Annotated in this window: 11 protein-coding genes; 7 read left to right on the forward strand and 4 right to left on the reverse strand. The window is 68.9% G+C overall.

Annotated elements, in window-relative coordinates:
* Positions 1-288: 288 nt before the first annotated feature.
* The 4 genes from fdxA to pks2 all read left to right on the forward strand — a co-directional run bounded on the left by fdxA (position 289) and on the right by pks2 (position 10923).
* Positions 289-615, forward strand: coding sequence for a ferredoxin (fdxA, locus tag ACYQ8K_RS25240; protein WP_459973344.1), 327 nt, complete (start codon positions 289-291; stop codon positions 613-615).
* A 41-nt stretch (positions 616-656) separates the two neighbouring features.
* On the forward strand, positions 657-1742 hold the full coding sequence (gene dapC, locus ACYQ8K_RS25245; protein ID WP_459973346.1) for a succinyldiaminopimelate transaminase: 1086 nt from the start codon (positions 657-659) through the stop codon (positions 1740-1742).
* 88 nt (positions 1743-1830) lie between these two features.
* The gene (locus ACYQ8K_RS25250; protein WP_459973348.1) at positions 1831-4194 is read left to right on the forward strand and encodes an APC family permease; all 2364 of its coding nucleotides are present in this window, start codon (positions 1831-1833) and stop codon (positions 4192-4194) included.
* A 369-nt stretch (positions 4195-4563) separates the two neighbouring features.
* A complete protein-coding gene (pks2, locus tag ACYQ8K_RS25255; protein WP_459973350.1) occupies positions 4564-10923 on the forward strand; it encodes a sulfolipid-1 biosynthesis phthioceranic/hydroxyphthioceranic acid synthase in 6360 nt (2119 codons plus the stop codon).
* Positions 10924-10930: 7 nt separating this feature from the next.
* Here the strand turns inward: pks2 and ACYQ8K_RS25260 are convergent, their stop codons facing one another.
* Entirely contained in the window at positions 10931-12058 is a 1128-nt protein-coding gene (locus ACYQ8K_RS25260; RefSeq protein WP_459973352.1) for a PPE family protein, read from the reverse strand.
* A gap of 72 nt (positions 12059-12130) precedes the next feature.
* Positions 12131-13324 (reverse strand): PPE family protein, encoded by a 1194-nt coding sequence (locus ACYQ8K_RS25265; RefSeq protein ID WP_459973354.1) that lies wholly within the window; start codon positions 13322-13324, stop codon positions 12131-12133.
* A gap of 840 nt (positions 13325-14164) precedes the next feature.
* Between ACYQ8K_RS25265 and cysC the strand changes: the two genes are divergently transcribed.
* The 3 genes from cysC (at position 14165) to ACYQ8K_RS25280 (ending at position 16494) form a co-directional block, all read left to right on the forward strand.
* Positions 14165-14833, forward strand: coding sequence for an adenylyl-sulfate kinase (cysC, locus tag ACYQ8K_RS25270; protein ID WP_064881982.1), 669 nt, complete (start codon positions 14165-14167; stop codon positions 14831-14833).
* 75 nt (positions 14834-14908) lie between these two features.
* Positions 14909-16168: a sulfate adenylyltransferase gene (sat, locus tag ACYQ8K_RS25275; RefSeq protein WP_459973356.1), complete on the forward strand. Its 1260-nt coding sequence runs from the start codon at positions 14909-14911 to the stop codon at positions 16166-16168.
* Positions 16165-16494, forward strand: coding sequence for a DUF6955 family protein (locus ACYQ8K_RS25280; protein ID WP_459973358.1), 330 nt, complete (start codon positions 16165-16167; stop codon positions 16492-16494). Before sat ends, ACYQ8K_RS25280 begins: the two co-directional genes overlap by 4 nt.
* A 2-nt stretch (positions 16495-16496) precedes the next feature.
* Here the strand turns inward: ACYQ8K_RS25280 and fadD21 are convergent, their stop codons facing one another.
* Positions 16497-18224, reverse strand: a complete 1728-nt coding sequence (gene fadD21 / locus ACYQ8K_RS25285) for a fatty-acid--AMP ligase FAAL21/FadD21 (RefSeq protein WP_459973360.1) — start codon at positions 18222-18224, stop codon at positions 16497-16499.
* Positions 18225-18329: 105 nt separating this feature from the next.
* On the reverse strand, positions 18330-18758 hold a 429-nt coding region (locus ACYQ8K_RS25290), incomplete at its 5' end, for a PPW family C-terminal domain-containing PPE protein (protein ID WP_459973362.1).

Here is an 18758-nt window from a genome sequence, read left to right on the forward strand (position 1 = left end):
GCCCCGCGAGAGTGCCTGCAACGCAAGAGCTATCGACCGCCACCGTGGGGGCGTTACTCTTCGCAGGTCAGCGGCCCATCGGCGGTGTTCGCCCTCGGCGAAACGGGACCCGGTCGCGGCCCCCGAGACTGTCGGTCTTAAATCTATGTGCGGACAGGCGCGCCGAATGGTTGACCTGTATCTGCAACGTCTAGTATCAGTAACCGAAGCTTCATCGGAAGCGGTCGGACGCGCCGGTGCGAGCTGAACAGCAGCCCACATTTCAGCTAGTGCATGGAGGAGACGTCTGTGACGTACACGATCGCCGAACCCTGTGTCGACATCAAGGACAAAGCCTGTATCGAGGAATGCCCGGTCGACTGCATCTATGAAGGCGCTCGGATGCTCTACATCCACCCCGACGAATGCGTCGACTGCGGGGCGTGCGAGCCGGTCTGCCCCGTCGAAGCGATCTACTACGAAGACGACGTGCCGGACCAGTGGAGCCAGTACACGCAGATCAACGCCGACTTCTTCGCCGAGCTGGGATCGCCCGGCGGCGCGGCCAAGGTCGGCATGACCGACAACGACCCGCAGGTGGTCAAGGATCTGCCGCCGCAGGGCGAAGGCGACTGAGCGACCCGGTGCCGCACCAGCTCAAAAAGCGCCGGCCTGCGGTGTCTGCGTCCCTGCCGGAGTTCCCCTGGGACACTCTGGCCGACGCGAAAGCGCAGGCAGGCGCCCATCGGGACGGGATCGTCGACCTCTCCGTCGGCACCCCGGTGGACCCGGTCGCCCCGGTGATCCAGGAGGCGCTGGCCGCGGCCGCTTCGGCCTCGGGCTACCCGGCCACCGTGGGCACCGCCCGGCTGCGCGAATCGGCGGTCGCGGCGCTGGACCGCCGGTTCGGCATCACCGGACTGACCGCGGCGGCCGTGCTCCCGGTCATCGGCAGCAAGGAGCTCATCGCCTGGCTGCCCACGCTGCTGGGCCTGGGCGCCGCGGACCTGATCGTGGTGCCCGAGCTGGCTTATCCGACCTACGACGTCGGGGCCCGGCTGGCCGGCGCGCGGGTGCTGCGCGCGGATTCGCTGACCCAGCTGGGTCCGCAATCGCCGTCGCTGTACTACCTGAACTCGCCGAGCAACCCGACCGGACGCGTCCTGGGCGTCGATCACCTGCGCAAAGTGGTCGGCTGGGCGCGCGACAGGGGCTGCGTGGTGGCCTCTGACGAGTGCTATCTGGGGCTGGGCTGGGACGACCAGCCGCTGTCGATCCTGCATCCCTCGGTGTGCGACGGCGACCACGCCGGCCTGCTCGCGATCCACTCCCTGTCGAAGAGCTCGTCGCTGGCCGGGTACCGGGCCGGTTTCGTCGCCGGAGACCCCGACCTGGTCGCCGAGCTGCTCGCGGTGCGCAAGCACGCCGGGATGATGGTGCCGACGCCGGTGCAGGCGGCCATGGTGGCGGCCCTGGACGACGACGCCCATGAGCTGGCGCAGCGGGAGCGCTACCAGCGGCGCCGCGCGGCCCTGCTGCCCGCGCTGCGTTCGGCGGGCTTCACCATCGACTACTCCGAAGCCGGCCTCTATCTGTGGGCCACCCGCGGCGAGCCGTGCCACGACAGCGTCGCCTGGCTGGCGCAGCGCGGCATCCTGGTGGCGCCGGGTGATTTCTACGGGCCGCGCGGTGCGCAGCACGTGCGGGTAGCGCTGACCGCCAGCGACGAGCGGATCGCCGCCGCCGTACAGCGGCTCGCCTAGCCCGGCCCCACCGCCCGGGCGCCCGTGACGGGTGTGCGTGCACAATGCATCGGAGGCATTCCACGTTCTCTGGGTAAGGACGGTGCTCGTGACCAGTGCGACCGGCAAGCTGCGCATCCCGCTCTCGCTAGGGGACATCGCCAAGCGGGTGTTCCTCGGAAAGCCGCTGATCACCGAGGACATCGCATCCGAGAAACTATCGAACTCCGTTGCCCTAGGCGCACTTTCACCCGACGCTGTCTCCTCCGTCGCGTACGGTCCCGAGCAGATCCTGATCGAACTGTTGCCCCACGCCGGGCTGGCCGCGTTCCTGCTCCTGCTGCCCATCACCGGTGTCATCCTGCTCATCCTGGTGTTGGTGGCCGCCTCGTACCGGCAGGTGGTCATGGCCTACACCCGGGCCGGCGGCTCGTACATCGTCGCGCGCGACAATTTCGGGCCGAGGGTTGCGCAGATCGCCGCCGCGGCCCTGTTGATCGACTATGTGGTCACGGTCGCGGTGCAGTCGGCGGCCGGGACCGTCGCGGTGGTCTCGGCGATTCCCGTGCTGGGCCCGTACAGCCTCGAGCTCACCGTCGCCGTGGTGCTGATCATCTGCTACGCCAACCTGCGGGGCCTGAAGGAAGCGGGATTGCCGTTCGCGGTGGCGACCTACTCCTTCATCGTCATGGTCGGGCTGACCATCGTGGTGGGCATCGTCCGAGCGGCGATCGGAAACCTGCCGATCTACGATCCCGCCCACATGGCCGGCACGGTGCCGGTGCACCAGGGCAACGGGCTGGTGCTGGGTGCCACGATCTTGGTGCTGCTGCGTGCGTTCGCCAACGGCGGTTCGTCGCTGACCGGCGTCGAGGCCATCTCCAACACGGTCGACTATTTCCGAAAGCCCCAGGGCCGCAACGCGCGTCGAGTGCTGACCGCGATGGCCACCGTCCTCGGCCTGTTGCTGGCCGGCGTCGCCTACCTGGCCCACGTCACCCACGCGACGCCGTACCTGACGGAGTACCCCTCGGTGCTGTCGCAGATCGGCCGCGCCGTCTTCGGCGGCGGCACCGTCGGCGACGTTTTCTACGTCCTGGTCCAGGCGGCGACGGCCGCGATCTTGTTCACCGGCGCGAACACCAGCTTCAACGGCTTTCCGGCCCTGGCCAGTTTCGTCGCCGAGGACCGCTTCCTGCCCCGCCAGCTCACCAAACGTGGCCACCGCCTGGTGTTTTCGAACGGGATCATCACCCTGACGGCGCTCTCGGTCGCGTTGCTGGTGGCCACCGGCGGGTCGGTGAACGCGCTGGTGCCCTTCTATGCGATCGGCGTGTTCACCGGCTTCTCGATGGCCGGCTACGGGATGACCAAACACCATCTGACGCACCGGGAACCGGGCTGGCGACGCCGGCTGGCGATCAACCTGTCCGCGGCGGTCCTGTCGACGATCGTGGTGGGCATCTTCGCGGTGGCGAAGTTCACCGAGGGTGCCTGGCTGGTGGTTGTGGTGTTCCCCCTGCTGGTGTTCATGCTCACCCGCCTCAACCGCGAATACCGCGCCGAGGCGGCCATTCTCGAGATGTTCCGCACCGACCGCCCGGAGCTGGTGAAGTACTCGCGGCACCGGGTGTTCGTGTTCGTCGACTCCGTCGACCTGGCGGTGATCGAGGCGTTGCGCTACGGCAGGGGGTTGCGGGCCGACGAGTTGATCGCGGTGCACTTCATGGTCGACCCGGCCCACGCGGCGCTGCTGCGCAAGCGTTGGGACCATTTCGAACTCGACACCCCGCTGCGGATCGTGGATTGCCCGGACCGTCGGATCAGCCGGGCCGCGCAGCTGCTGGTCGCCAAAGCGCTCGAGGAGCACGCGCGCACCAATGTGACGGTGCTGCTGCCGCGCCGGACCTTCGCGCGGCTGTTGGGCCGGGTGCTGCACGACCGCACCGCCGACAAGATCTCGCGGGCGGTCAGCCTCATCCCGGACGCCGCCGCGACGATCGTGCCCTACGACGTCGAATCGCGGATCCGGGAGGCCTACCCCGACACCTTCGAGCAAAGGATCGGGGAGGGCATCGACAAGATCGAGGCGTGGGTGTCCCAAGACGAGGACCGGAAGGTCGAAGCGTACGAACACCCGGACCGGCCCCGGTCGGTGATCATGGTGGCGGGGCTGATCTCCGGGCAGCGCGCCAGCGTCGAGGGGCGCGTCAGCGAGGTCGAAGACGTCACGAGCCGCGGCCGGACCCACCGGCAGGTCGTCATCGGAGACAGCACCGGCGAAATGACCATCACCTTCCGCCCGGGCAACGGCGGCGCCGACATCCAGCCCGGTCAGGTACTGCGGATCACCGGGAAGGCCCGCCAGACCGGCACCCGGGCCATCTCCATGCTCGATCCGGCATATCAGGTCGTCGAGGATCCCGCGAAGGACGCCGAGTCCGAGGACTCCAACCGGGGCGGCGATACGTAGCCCCTCGCTCCCGGGCGCCTCGAACGAATTCGCCTGGCGACACAACGATTTCGGCGCCGCACCCGGTCGGCCCGTCCGTCGATGGCGCCGCATCGCGACGAAACCGGATACCGATCGCCACCGGGTTGGGGGCGACGCGGAATTTGCGGAATTGCGTAGTCACGGCGCGGGTTTCGTGGCGCTGGGGACCTGCCGGCAAGTTTTCGGCACGCCGGAACAAAATTCCTTGCTCCCGCTAATCTGAACGGCGTTCGAAAGTAAACTGACACGTGCATAATTACGCGTGTGCCCCGAGGCTCAGGGGCTCTCGCGCGCACGCGCGGTTGTCGAATGCCCGAGGTCAGTGGGCGAGGATAGGGGACTTGCACTGTGCGTGCCGCACACGCCACACCCGTTGCCGTCATCGGGATGGCCTGCCGACTCCCCGGCGGGATCGACTCCCCGCAACGCCTCTGGGACGCGCTGCTGCGCGGTGACGACCTCGTCGGCGAAATTCCCGCCGACCGGTGGGACGCGGATCTGTACTACGACCCCGAGCCCGGCGTACCCGGCCGATCGGTGACCCGCTGGGGCGCGTTCCTCGACGACGTCGGCGGCTTCGACTGCGACTTCTTCGGGATGACCGAGCGCGAGGCCACCGCGATCGACCCGCAACATCGCCTGTTGCTGGAGACGTCCTGGGACGCCATCGAGCACGCCGGCCTGGACCCCGCCTCCCTGATCCACTCGCAGACCGGGGTATTCGTCGGCCTGACGCACGGCGACTACGAACTGCTGTCCGCCGACTGCGGCGCGGCCGAAGGGCCGTACGGATTCACCGGCACCAGCAACAGCTTCGCGTCCGGGCGCGTGGCCTACACCCTCGGCCTGCATGGCCCGGCCGTCACCGTGGACACCGCGTGCTCGTCGGGGCTGATGGCCGTCCACCAGGCGTGCGGCAGTCTCGGCAGCGGCGAATCCGACCTCACCCTGGCCGGCGGCGTCGTGGTGACCCTGGAACCGCGCAAGTCGGTGTCGGGCTCGCTGCAGGGCATGCTGTCCCCGACCGGGCGCTGCCACGCGTTCGACGTCCGCGCCGACGGCTTCGTGTCCGGTGAGGGCTGCGTCATGCTGCTGCTCAAGCGGCTCGACGACGCGCAGCGCGACGGCGACCGCATCCTGGCGGTGCTGCGCGGGACCGCGGCCAATCAGGACGGCCGCACCGTGAACATCGCGGCGCCCTCGGAAACCGCTCAGGTCGCCGTCTACCGAAAGGCCCTCGACATCGCGGCGGTCGACGCGGCCACGATCGGGCTGGTCGAAGCGCACGGCACCGGCACCCCGGTCGGCGATCCGATCGAATTCGCCAGCCTGGCCGCCGTATACGGCACCGTCGGCCCCTGCGCTTTGGGATCGGTGAAGACCAACTTCGGCCACATGCAGTCGACGTCCGGGCCGCTGGGGCTGATGAAGGCGATCCTCGCGCTGCAGCACGCCGTGGTGCCGCAGAACCTACACTTCACGCGACTCCCCGACGAGATGGCCCGGATCAAGACGGAACTCTTTGTGCCGCGGGGCAATACGCCGTGGCCCGGCAACGGCCACCACCCACGACGTGCCGCGGTGTCGTCATACGGGATGTCGGGCACCAACGTGCACGCCATCGTGGAACAGGCCCCCGAACAGGCACCGGCGCAGACGACCGACGAACCGGCGGGGCCGCCGCTGCTGTTCCCGCTGTCGGCCACCTCCGCCGAGCAGCTGCGTGTCACGGCCACCCGGCTGGCCGACTGGCTGGACGAGCGCGGCGCCCGTGACGGTGAAAGCAGCTCGGGTCTACGGGATCTGGGCTACACGCTGTCGCGCCGGCGCGCGCACCGGCCGGTGCGCACCGTGGTCTCGGCGAACAGTTTCGGCGAGTTGCGCGCCGCGCTGCGCGCGGTCGCCGACAGCGACATCCCGTACCAGCCCGCGGTGGAACAAGGCGACCGCGGACCGGTGTGGGTGTTCTCCGGCCAGGGTTCGCAATGGCCGCAGATGGGCGCCGAACTACTGGCCAAGGAGCCGGTGTTCGCCGCGACCGTCGCGGCCATCGAGCCGTTGATCGCCGCGGAATCGGGCTTTCCGGTGACCGAAGCCTTGTCGGCGCCGGAGACGGTGACCGGCATCGACAAGGTGCAGCCGACGATCTTCGCGATGCAGGTCGCGCTCGCCGAGACGATGAAGTCCTACGGGGTGCGCCCCGGCGCCGTCATCGGGCATTCGCTCGGTGAATCGGCGGCGGCCGTCGTCGCCGGCGGATTGTCGGTGGGCGACGGTGTGCGCGTCATCTGCCGCCGCTCGAAGCTGATGGCGCGGATCGCGGGCAGCGGCGCAATGGCATCGGTGGAGTTGCCGGGACAGCAAGTGCTGTCCGAACTTTCGATTCGCGGCATCTCCGACGTGGTGCTCTCGGTGGTCGCGTCGCCGACATCGACCGTCGTCGGCGGTGACACCCACGCCATCCGCGATCTGGTCGCAGCGTGGCAGGAGCAGGACGTGCTGGCGCGCGAAGTGGCGGTGGACGTCGCCTCGCATTCACCGCAGGTGGAACCGATCCTCGACGAGCTGGTGGACGCCCTCGCCGAGCTGCAGCCGACGGCCGCCGAGGTTCCGTACTATTCGTCGACGCTGTGGAATCCGCGCGAACGGCCGTCGTTCACCGGCGACTACTGGGCCGAAAACCTGCGCTACACCGTGCGATTCGCGGCCGCGGTGCAGGCGGCCCTCAAGGACGGGTTCCGCGTCTTCGGTGAGCTGTCGCCGCATCCGCTGCTGACGCACGCCGTCGAGCAGAACGCCGACAGCCTGGACATGCCCATCGCGGCGCTGGCGGCCATGCGCCGCGGGCAAGAGCTACCGTTCGGGCTGCGCGGCTTTGTCGCCGACGTGCACAGCGCCGGTGCCCGGGTCGACTTCGCCGTCCAGTACCCGACCGGCCGATTGGTGGACGCCCCGCTACCGACGTGGACCCACCGCCGGTTGATGCTCAGCCGCGAGGCGGACAAGACGGCGCACGGCGCCTCGGTCCAGGCCGTGCACCCCCTGCTCGGTGCGCACGTGCACCTACAGGAGGAACCCGAGCGCCACGTCTGGCAGGGCGAGATCGGCACCTCTGCCCACCCGTGGCTCGCGGAACACAAAATCCACGGTGTGGCAGCGTTTCCCGGCGCCGCCTATTGCGAGATGGCGCTCGCGGCCGCGGCGGCGGCCCTCGGTGAACGCGCCGAGGTCCGCGACGTCGCGTTCGAGCAGACGCTGTTGCTGGGCGACCAGACCCTGGCTTCGTCGGTTGCAACGGTCGCCGCGCCCGGCGTTCTCGATTTCACCGTGGACACCCACGAGGACGGCGAACGCATCCGCCGGGCCGGGGCGGTCCTGCATGTCGTTGTGGGAGAAGACGGCTCGGCCGAGCCGCAGCGGCCGCCCGCGCACGATCTGGCCACGCTGATCGCCGACCACCCCGTCCGCATGGACGGCGCGGAATTGCGAAAGGCGTTCGAGACCGTGGGAATCCACTACGGGCCGGCGTTTTCGGGTCTGGCCGCGGTGCGGGTCGCCGACGGGGAGATCGGCTCGGTGCTTGCCGAGGTGGCGCTGCCCGGCGCTATTCGCTCGCAGCAGTCGGCCTACGGTACGCACCCGGCGCTGCTCGACGCGTGCTTCCAGTCGGTCGTCGCCTCACCCGAGGTGCAGAAGGCCGGCGGCCTGCTGTTGCCGGTCGGCGTGCGCAGGCTGCGCAACTATCACTCGACGCGTGACGCGCAATACTGCCTTACCCGGGTCACGTTCTCGCAAACCGGCGAATGCGAGGCCGACCTCGATGTGCTGGACCGATCCGGAACGGTGCTGTTGACGGTCGAGGGGCTCCGGCTGTCCGGCGGCACGTCCGAACACGAACGCGCCCACCGGCTGCTCAACGAGCGGTTGCTGACCATCGACTGGGAGCCCCGGGAGCTGAACGAGGCCGCGCACGGCGAGCCCGGCTCGTGGGTGCTGCTCGACGCGTCCGACGAGCACGACCCCTTGCCGGCGCGGCTTGCCGACGCGCTGAATTCCGATGGCGCGCAATGCACGACGGCATCGGTTCCCCTCGGGGACGTGGACACCGCACAGCTGCGGACGCTGCTGTCCGGCGGCGGCACGAGCGCCTCCAACGGGCACGGCCCGCTGAAGGGGCTGACCGGCGTCGTGGTGGTGACCGCGGCGCCCGCCGGCGCCGCCGCGCCGCACGCGCGTCGGCTCGGCCGCGATCACGTGTCGCACCTTGCGGCTGTCGCCCGCGAGCTCTCGGAGCTGCCGGGGGAGTCGCCGCGGCTGTACGTGGTGACCCGCAACGCCGCGAGCGTGACCGGCGGGGATGTGGCGAACCTGGCGCAGGCTGGGCTGCGCGGACTGATGCGGGTGATCGACTCCGAGCATCCGCATCTGAGCGCCACCCAGATTGACCTGGACGACGCGACCGACCCCGAACAGGTTGCGCTGCAACTGAAAAGCGGATCGGACGAGGACGAGACCGCCTGGCGTGGCGGCCAATGGTACGCCGCGCGCCTGCGGCCCGGCCCGCTGCGGCCGTCCGAGCGGCGCACCACTGTCGTCGATCACGAGCGTGACGGCATGCTCCTGCAGATCCGCACTCCCGGTGACCTCGAATCGCTGGAGTTCGCCGCGTTCGACCGGGTACCGCCGGGGCCCGGCGAGATCGAGGTGGCGGTGACCTCGTCGACCATCAACTTCGCGGATGTCCTTGTCGCCTTTGGCCGTTATCCCACATTCGAGGGTTACCAGCAGCGGTTGGGTGGCGACTTCGCCGGCGTGGTGACCGCCGTCGGCCCGGGCGTCACCGAGCACAAGGTCGGCGACCACGTCGGGGGGATGTCCCGCAATGGATGCTGGGGCACCTTCGTCATCGCCGACGCCCAGCACGCGGTCACGCTGCCGCCCGAGGTGCCGCTGGAAGTGGCGGCCGCGGTGCCGACCGCGGCCGCGACCGCGTGGTACGGCCTGCATGATCTCGCGCGTATCGCACCGACCGACAAGGTGCTCATCCACTCCGGTACCGGTGGCGTCGGCCAGGCCGCCATCGCGATCGCCCGGGCGGTGGGTTGTGAGATCTTCGCGACCGCGGGCAGCCCGCGGCGCCGGCAACTGCTGCACGAGATGGGGATCGAGCACGTCTACGACTCGCGCAGCACCGAATTCGCCGACCGGATCCGCCGTGACACCGACGGATACGGCGTCGACGTGGTGCTCAACTCGCTGCCCGGCGCCGCGCAACGCGCCGGAATCGAAGTGCTGGCCTTGGGTGGACGCTTCATCGAGTTGGGCAAGCGCGACATCTACGGCGATACCCATCTGGGTCTGTTCCCGTTCCGACGCAACCTCTCGCTGTTCGCCGTCGACCTCGCGCTGCTGACTTTCAGCCACCCGCAGACGGTTCGGCGCCTGCTGACCACCGTGTACCAGCGCACCGCCGCCGGTGAACTGCCCCTGCCGCGCACCACGCACTATCCGATTCACGACGCCGCCGCCGCGGTGCGTCTGGTCGCCGCCGCGGGACACACCGGCAAGGTGGTGCTGCAGGTGCCGCGGGCGGGAAGCAGTGTGGCCGCGGTGCCGCCGGAACAGGCGCGGCCGTTCCGCACCGACGGCGCCTATATCATCACCGGCGGAATCGGCGGCCTGGGCCTGTTTTTGGCCGGCCAGATGGCCTCTCGCGACGGTGCGGCGGCTTGCGGGCGTATCGTGCTGAACTCCCGCTCGCAACCCAACGAGCAGGCGCGCGACGCCATCGAAAAGCTTCGGGCCGCCGGGGCCGACATCGCGGTGGAGTGCGGTGACATCGCCGAGCCGCAGACGGCCGAGCGGCTGGTGGCGTGCGCCACCGCCACCGGGCTGCCGCTGCGGGGCGTGCTGCACGCCGCCGCGGTCGTGGAGGACGCCACGCTGGCGAATATCACCGACGAGCTCATCGACCGGTGCTGGGCGCCAAAGGTTTACGGCGCGTGGAACCTTCATCACGTCCTGCAGGACACCGGCCAGCCGCTGGACTGGTTCTGCTCCTTCTCGTCGGCCGCCGCGCTGGTCGGGTCGCCGGGGCAGGGCGCCTACGCCGCGGCCAACAGCTGGCTGGACGCGTTCGCGTATTGGCGTCGCGCCCAAGGTTTTCCGGCCACCTCGATCGCGTGGGGCGCGTGGTCCGAGGTCGGCCGCGCCACGGCCCTGGCCGCGGACGCCGGCGTCGCGATCACACCGGCCGAGGGTTTTCGTGCCTTCGAAACGCTGCTGCGCTACGACCGCCCGTACTCGGGCTACGCGCCGATCATGGGGACGCCGTGGCTGACGTCCTTCGCGCAACGCAGCCGCTTCGCCGAGGCGTTCGGCTCGATGGGACAAGGCAAACCGGACGCCGGCAAGTTCCTCGCCGAGCTGCAGACGCTGCCGCGCGAGGAATGGCCGTCGGCGATCCGCCGGCTGGTGTCCGGTCAGATCAGCCTATTGCTCCGGCGCACAATCGATCCGGATCGGCCGCTGTCGGACTACGGCCTCGATTCGCTGGGCAACCTCGAGCTGCGGACCCGCATCGAAACCGAAACCGGTATACGCGTCAGCCCCACCAAGATCACCACCGTTCGCGGTTTGGCCGACCACCTGTGCGACGAGCTGGCCGACCTGGAAACCGCGCCGTCAACATCGGTGACCCGCGCATAATCCGCTGCTATCCACCGGACGCGGGGCGCGGCATGCTGAAGGCGCGACGCCCGTTGCGCAATACCGGGACACCGGCCCGATCAGCGGTGCGCATCGCCGGCAGCGCCCCCAGGCCGCCAGGTGGGTTCGGCGCGGAAGCCGGCACCGCTCGAATTGTGTTGGCCGACAACGCGGGATGGCCCTCGGCGGCGACGTCGCCCGGATTCTCGAGCGTCCAGGTCTGCGGGACGGACAGTTTCCCCACCAGGGACGCCCGGCCCGCACCGGCGAGCGCCGGGCCTCGGAGGGCCGGGATGTCCGGCACGATGGGCACAGCCCCGCCTGCGGCCTTGGCCGCCTGGACATCGGACAGATCGAGCCCGTATCCCAATTGTCCCCACCCCAACAGCGTGCGGGCCCCCGCCAAGAACGTCTGTCCCGGTGTGGAGACGACCGTATTGAAGTCGCCGACCGAACCGATGAGTGACGACGAACCCGCGGACGTCCCGGACGTGTTCGTCGCTGACGTGTTCGTGGGCAGCCCCGCGGCGTCCCCGGCCCTCGCCTGCCCCGCGGACGTGCTTGCGGCTCGGCTCACCGCGGCGGCCTGGTCCGATTGGCCGTGCGAGGTTGTGGTCCGGGGCGGCTGGGTGAATGGCGTAAGGGTGGTTGCGGCCGAAGACGATGCGGCATAGCCGTACATCGCGGTGGCATCCTGGGCCCACATCTCGCAGTAGGCGGCCTCGGTGGCAGCGATCGCCGCAGCGTTCTGCCCGAAGAAGTTGGTCGCAATCAGGGTGGACAGCGCAAGCCGGTTGGCGGCCACCACGTGTGGCGGCACTGTCGTCGCGAACGCCGCCTCATACGCCGCCGCGGCGGCCCGTGCTTGGGCGCCGGCCCGGGCGGCTTGGGCCGCCGTTGCCATCGCCCACGACACATAAGGTTCGACGGCCAGCGTCATCGCCGTCGAGGCAGCACCCGACCACGCGTGATCGCGCAGTTCCGCAAGCGCGGCCCGGTAACCGGCGGCAAACGACTCCAGTTGCGTAGCCAGCTCGTCCCACGCCGACGCGGCTGCCGTCATCGGACCCGAGCCCGGGCCGGAATACATTCTGGCCGAATTGATTTCGGGCGGCATCGCCCCGAAATCAAGCATCGGCGATCCTTTCTGAACGAGCACGCGCGGGCGCTGCAGGCGTGCCTGCACTGACGGGTGGAACCAGGCCGGCTATCCGCCGGCGGACGGGCGCGGCATCTTGAATTGACGCGGCGTCACGCGCAACACGTTGTTGACCGAGGGGCGCGACAAGAGTCCCGACGTCGACCCGGCGGCCGCCGGCGCCCCGTTAAGCATGTTGGTGGCCGGGACCTCGTGCCACGACGGACCGCCGTCGAGTTCGGCGTCCGGCAGCCAATGCGCCTCGGCGACACTGGTGACCGCCGGATTCGTCGCCGCCCAGCTTTGCGGGACGGTCAACCGGCCTACCGTGGCCGCGCCGCCCGTGCTGGCCAGGGTCGGACCGGTCACGCCCGCCGCGCCGGTTGAGGCGCTGGCCGCCGCGGCGGGGGCCGCGGCGGCCTTGGCGGCTTCGCCCGCGGCCTGCAGGTTGGAGCGGAAGAGCCCGGTGCCGAACGTTCCCGCCGAAGTGACGGTCCGGCTCATGGCGTCGCCGAGGTTCACCGGGGCGGTCAGCGTGTTGAAGTCGCTCACCGCGCCCAGTGCGGAGGATGACCCCGACGATGATGAGGACGAGCCCGAAGAGCCTGTGCTGGAAAGGGTTTGCAGCTGCTGCGGCACCGACGACATGGCCCGGGACAGGGCGACGTGCGACTGTCCGGCCGCCGAGCTCCCGGCGGCGTGGGCGACCGCGGCGGTCTGGGCCGATTGCTCGTCGGCGGTGGTCTGGGGTGGTTGGCCGAATTGCCTGAGCGTGGTCGCGCCCGACGATGCTGCGGCGTAGCCGTACATCGCGCCGGCATCCTGGGCCCACATCTCGGAGTAGGCGCCCTCGGTCGCCCCGATCATCGCGGTGTTCTGCCCCAGGAGGTTGCCGGCGACCAGCTGCGCCAACAGGGTGCGGTTGGCGGTCACCACGGCGGGTGGCACGGTGGCGTCGAACGCCGTCTCGTAGGCCGCCGCGGCGGCGCGGGCCTGCCCGGCGGCTTGCTCGGCCTGAGCCGCCGCGTTGGCCATCCATGCCACATACGGAGCGGCCGCGGCGGCCATCGCCACCGACGCACCGCCAGACCAACTTTCGCCTTCCAGCCGGGCGAGCACCGACGCGTAGCCGCGCGAGGCCGTCTCGAGCCCATTGGCCAAGACATCCCAGGCGGCCGCGGCGGCGATCAGCGGCCCCGAGCCCGGACCGGCATACATTCTGGTCGAGTTGATTTCTGGGGGCAGCGCCCCGTAATCAAGCATTCGCCTTCCCCTGCGTTGCACCGCCCGCCGCGCGTTTGCCGGCCGCGGTTGGACCTGGTCGACGCGGCCGCCGGCCACGGTAGCTACGCGCAGTCATGACGAATCCCACCGTCATCGTGTCTCGCCGTCCGGGCGCCCGAGCGGGCGCGACGGCAAAATTACTTCGGTCTGAGTCAAACCCACCGATGCCCGCCGGACAACCCCGAACAGTGGATGTACAGAAGATTAACAGCTAACGCGGCTGGCGCGCCGAAGTGGTGTGCCCTGGTGAACGGCGTTCGCGGCCGAGCTTTGTGATACCGGACGGCGAACGCCCTTTGCTATCGGCAAAGGCCCGAACGCGTGGCGCCGGGCGCAAGCGCCACACTCGAACCGGCTCCCCGGGGCGCGGCGTCGACACGGCGGGGCGCGCCGGAGGTATCGGCTCGTCGCCACGTGCATCGCCCCGCCGCCCGGGTGCGCCGGGGTTTTCCGGCGTCAACGCGCCGGTCGGTCCGGTCCCGCCGGGCGTGATGTCGTTTGCTGGCGGACCCAAAACCGGGCCCGGGCGCCGGGGTCGCGCGAAGCGCAACAAACCCACGTAAGTTGACCATCTTTACTTGTGGACTGGTCCTGATCCGGATTGATTGATAAACAATACGGTGAAGGTGTGTGGCCGGGATCGATGCGGCGAGGCCGCCGCGCCGAGGCCGGGCGCTTGCGCCGGCAGGCAAACAAGGCCTGCGGAGCGGGCGCAACGTCTTGCCGGCCGGCAGTGCGGCGACCGGTGATGCGGAGGATGGCAAGTGGCCGTTAGGGTTTCGTCGGTGTCGGCTGAAACGTGGTGAACAGGAGCTGGCAATGTCGAACAACATCACCTGGCACGAACACCAGATAAGCCGCGCCGAACGCGAAAGACTCAATGGTCACAAGGGCTGCGTCATCTGGTTCACCGGCCTGAGCGGCAGCGGCAAGAGCACGGTCGCCAACGTCGTCGAGCAGAAGCTCTACGAGCGGGGGATCCGCAGCTACCTGCTGGACGGGGACAACGTGCGCTACGGACTCAATGCCGGACCGGACCTTCTCGAGGAGCGCCACGGCCCCGAGTTCGCGAAGCGGTTCGGCCTGGGATTTTCCGCCCAGGATCGCGAGGAGAACATCCGCCGTATCGGGGCGGTCGCGAAGCTGTTCTGTGAGTCCGGCACCATCGCGCTGACGGCGTTCATCAGCCCGTACGTGCGTGATCGCGACGCCATCCGGGCCACCCTGAACGACGGCGATTTCCAGGAGATCTTCATCGACACCCCGATCGAGATCTGCGAGCAGCGCGACCCCAAGGGGCTCTACAAGAAAGCCCGCGCCGGCGAGATCAAAGGGTTCACCGGAATCGACGATCCGTACGAGGCCCCGGCGCAGCCGGAGCTGCGGCTCGAAGGCGGCAACAAGGACGCGGACACGCTGGCCGAGGAAGTGATCGCCCATCTCGAACGCGCGGGCGTCATCTCGGCCCCGGTGCGGCCAGACGCCTAGCGGACGCGTCCGGGCAGTGACGGCGTCGGGAGCCGTCCACGGGCAACCGCTGATTACCGAAACGAGGTCACTTTCATGAGCTACCAGGGCCATAACGGGAAGCCGATCGTGGAGCGGGTGTCCACGGCAAATGCGGCCGCCCAGATCGAGGGGTTGCCGCGCATCCCCATCCCGAAAGCCACCGCGCACGAGGTGATCAGCCTGTCCTACGGGTTCTTCACACCGCTGACCGGGTTCATGGGCCGGCGCGAAGTTGATGGCACGCTGGACGACTTCCAGCTGCCGGACGGCACGCTGTGGAGCATCCCGATCGTCTTCGATCTCTCCGCGGAGGACGTCGAAAGGTACGGGGTGAAGGAGGGCGAACGCGTCGTCCTCGAATATCTCGATGCCCCGATGGCGATCTTCGAGGTCTCCGAGATCTACGAATACGACCTGGAGCGGATGGCCGAAAAGACCTACGGCACCACCGATCCCCGGCACCCGGGCGTCAAGAAGACGCTGGCCTATGCGGATCGGTTCATCGGCGGCGACATCACGCTCATCAACGAGCCGGTGTTCAACGAACCCTTCAAGCGGTTCTGGCTCACGCCGCGGCAGCACAAGGACGCGCTGGCGAAGAAGAACTGGACGCGCGCCGTCGCCCATCAAACCCGCAACGTTCCGCACACCGGCCACGAAGCCCTGATGAAGCAGGCGTGGCTGGCCGCGAACGAGGACCAACCCGTCGACAACCTGAACACCGGCGTGCTGGTCAATGCCATCATCGGCCAGAAGCGGGTCGGTGACTACATCGACGAGGCAATCTTGTTGGCGCAGAATGAGTTACGGACCAGCGGGTATTTTCGCGAAGACGTCCACCTGGTGTCGTTCACGCTGTGGGACATGCGCTACGCCGGCCCGCGCGAGGCCATCTTCCACGCGATCCTGCGGACGAACCTCGGCTGTACGCATCACATGTTCGGGCGAGACCACGCCGGCGTGGGCGACTTCTACCACCCCTACGATTCCCAGAACATCCTCAAGCAACACCGCAGCGAGCTGGGCATCAAACCGGTGTTCCTGCGCGAGAACTGGTACTGCCCGGTGTGCCAGGAGGTCACCAACTCGGCCCTGTGCGGTCACGACGACCAGTCACAAAGCTTCAGCGGCAGCCTGATTCGAAGCATCCTGACCGACGAGGTCAAGCCGACCCAAAAGGTGATGCGGCACGAGGTCTTCGAAGTCGTGATGGACAGCGCCGCCAAGTACGGCCAGGGGTCGCCGTTCGTCACCGAGGAATATCTGAAAGACAGGTTGCCGGTCTTTACGCTGAACCAGTTGGAGGACTCATGAGCAACGGCGAGAAGAAGATCAAGGTCAACGTCTGGATCAACGAGGAGCGGCTGGAAGCGCTGGCGAATGCCGGAATGGCGGACCTGGCGATCGAGGCGTTCGCAGGCATGAAGCTGCTCGAGATCTACACCACCGAAGAGCAGAAAGACGTTCTGCTGCAACGCTTTCCGGGGGCTAAGTACGACTCGGCCACCACTCGCTCGATCGAGCTGCTGCCCAAACAGGCCAAGGACAGGCTCCTCGAACTGTCCATCAAGATGCACTCCACCGGCCCCGACGTGGTGGGTCACTTCCTTCAGGAAGCCCAGACGGCGAACAGTCAATAGGGCTAGGCGTCCAGCCGGGTGAACTGCCCACGCCGGTACTGCTCGACGCATGCGGCCCGCCGGATCTTGCCGCTGGTGGTGGTGGGAATCGATCCCGGCGCCACCAGCACCAGATCGGCCACGGTGAGCCCGTGCGAGTTCGATATCGCCGCGGTGACGTCGTTCCTGGCGGTGTCGAGGTTGCGCTTCGCGTCCTCCTCGGAATCGCCGCGCTGCTTGAATTCGATGATGGTGACCAGCTTTTCGGTATCGTCGACGGGGACCGAGATCGCCGCGACCCGTCCGCCGGTGATCCGTTGCACCGTCGACTCGATGTCCTCGGGATAGTGGTTGCGCCCGTAGACGATCAGCAGGTCTTTCATCCGGCCCACGATGAACATCTCGTCCTCGCAGATGAAGCCGAGGTCGCCGGTGCGCAGCCACGGGCCCTCGGGGGTGCCGGGCGGCGCGTCGGCCAGGACGCCGCCGAAGGTGCGTCGCGTGTCCTGCGGCTTCCGCCAGTAGCCGTCGGCGACGTTGTCGCCGCTGACCCAGATTTCACCGACCGTCCCGGCCGGGCACTGTGAGCTGGTGTCCGGGTCGACGATCCGCACCGTCGGCGACGTCGGCGTCCCGTAGCTCAGCAGCGGCGAGCCGGTCTCTGCCGAGCACCGCTGCGCGCTCCCGTCCGACAGCCGCTCGGGTTCGAAGTGGACGACGCGCGGGGCGCCACCCGCGGCGCGGCTGGCCACGTAGACGGTGGCTTCGGCCAACCCGTAGGAGGGCTGCATCATGTCCTCGCGAAAGCCATACGGCGCGAACCGTTTACAGAACCGGTCGAGTGTGGCGGGATGGATCCGTTCAGCGCCGCTGACGATGCTGATGATGTTGCCCAGGTCGACTCCGGCCAGGTCGTCCTCGGTGGCCTTGCGGACCGCGAGCTCGAAGGCGAAGTTCGGCGCGGCGGAGAACACCGGATCGGTCTGGGACATCGCGTGGATCCAGCGGGCCGGGCGCTGCAGGAACGCGACCGGGCTGGTCACATCACCCCGGTAGCCGCCCAGGATCGGTGCGATGACGCCCTGCATCAGACCCATGTCGTGGTAGAAGGGCAGCCACGACACGCAGACGGTGTCGCGCGGGGCCACGCCGTTGAAGTCGGGAAAGTACGCGGCCATCAGTTGCTGGAAGTTCACGTGCAGGTTGCGGTGCGAAACCATGACTCCGGCCGGAAGGCGCGTGGAGCCCGACGTGTACTGCAGGTAGGCGATGCTCGGGGCGCCGCTGATCCGGATGCTCGACGAGTTCGGCCGGTCCAGATCCAGCGCGTCGACGGCGACGACGGCGGGGGCGGCGGGGTACAGGTAGTCGCCGACCGTTGCGGCGGCCGCGGACGTGGTGAGGACGACGGAGGGTGTGGTGTCGGCCAGGACCGCGGCGACGCGCTCGTCATGCGAGCCCGGCTGGGGGACCGAGAGCGGGACCGCGATCAGCCCGGCCTGGATCGCGCCCAGGAACGCCACGATGTAGGGCAGGCCCTGGGGGGCGAGGATGACGGCGCGGTCCCCGGTGGCGCCATGCCGCTTGACCTCATGCGCCACGTTGAGGGTCCGCTGGTAGAGCTGTGCCCACGTCAGGGTCTCGGCGATGCCGGCCCAGTTCTGCTCGTAATCGGTATACCGGAAAGCCACGTCGTCGGGTTGCAGAGCGGCGCGTTCCCGCAACAGGGAGACGACCGAGGAACTCTGCATGCGGGTTAGGTTACCGCTTCTGGGTTTTCGCGCCTGCCGATCGCGTGACGCGGTTCTGCGGGCCGGGACCGGCGAAACCGCTGCAAGCCAAAAAGCTGGTACTCCTTATGGTTTCGATGCCGGCGAATCGGAGTCCCAGGTTTTGGGCAGCAAAGGCATGCGCGGCCTGTCGTCGAGCCCGTTGACGGCCAGCGCGCTCAACCCCGACGGCCCGGTTGTGGCCTTCGTAGCTATGGTGCCGGCGAATCCCATCGCCGGCGCGGCCCGGTCGGAGGCTGTCGACGGCCCGGACTCCAGATCCATGTATTCGTACCCACGGCCTGGTTGTGTGGCCTTGACCCGTTGCCGACGCCTCTTCGTATCCTCCTCCTCCGGCAGCGCTACCGCCTCGGCCTCGGCGGCGCCCGCCACTGCCGCCCTCCTTGCGCGGGCGACGGTGCTCGCGGCCCGCCGAGCGTCCGCGGCCTGGCCTCCTACCATGTAGCCGAGGCCTTGCATCGCGGCCACCGGCGGTCCCGCCGGTGTCGGCGGTGG

Source organism: Mycobacterium sp. MUNTM1 (assembly GCF_054660795.1).

Excerpts from the sequence above, each read along its gene's own strand:
- ACYQ8K_RS25260 (WP_459973352.1), bottom strand. The coding sequence starts at position 12,058 with ATGCTTGATTTCGGGGCGATGCCGCCCGAAATCAATTCGGCCAGAATG.
- ACYQ8K_RS25265 (WP_459973354.1), bottom strand. The coding sequence starts at position 13,324 with ATGCTTGATTACGGGGCGCTGCCCCCAGAAATCAACTCGACCAGAATG.
- cysC (WP_064881982.1), top strand. The coding sequence starts at position 14,165 with ATGTCGAACAACATCACCTGGCACGAACACCAGATAAGCCGCGCCGAA.
- sat (WP_459973356.1), top strand. The coding sequence starts at position 14,909 with ATGAGCTACCAGGGCCATAACGGGAAGCCGATCGTGGAGCGGGTGTCC.
- ACYQ8K_RS25280 (WP_459973358.1), top strand. The coding sequence starts at position 16,165 with ATGAGCAACGGCGAGAAGAAGATCAAGGTCAACGTCTGGATCAACGAG.
- fadD21 (WP_459973360.1), bottom strand. The coding sequence starts at position 18,224 with ATGCAGAGTTCCTCGGTCGTCTCCCTGTTGCGGGAACGCGCCGCTCTG.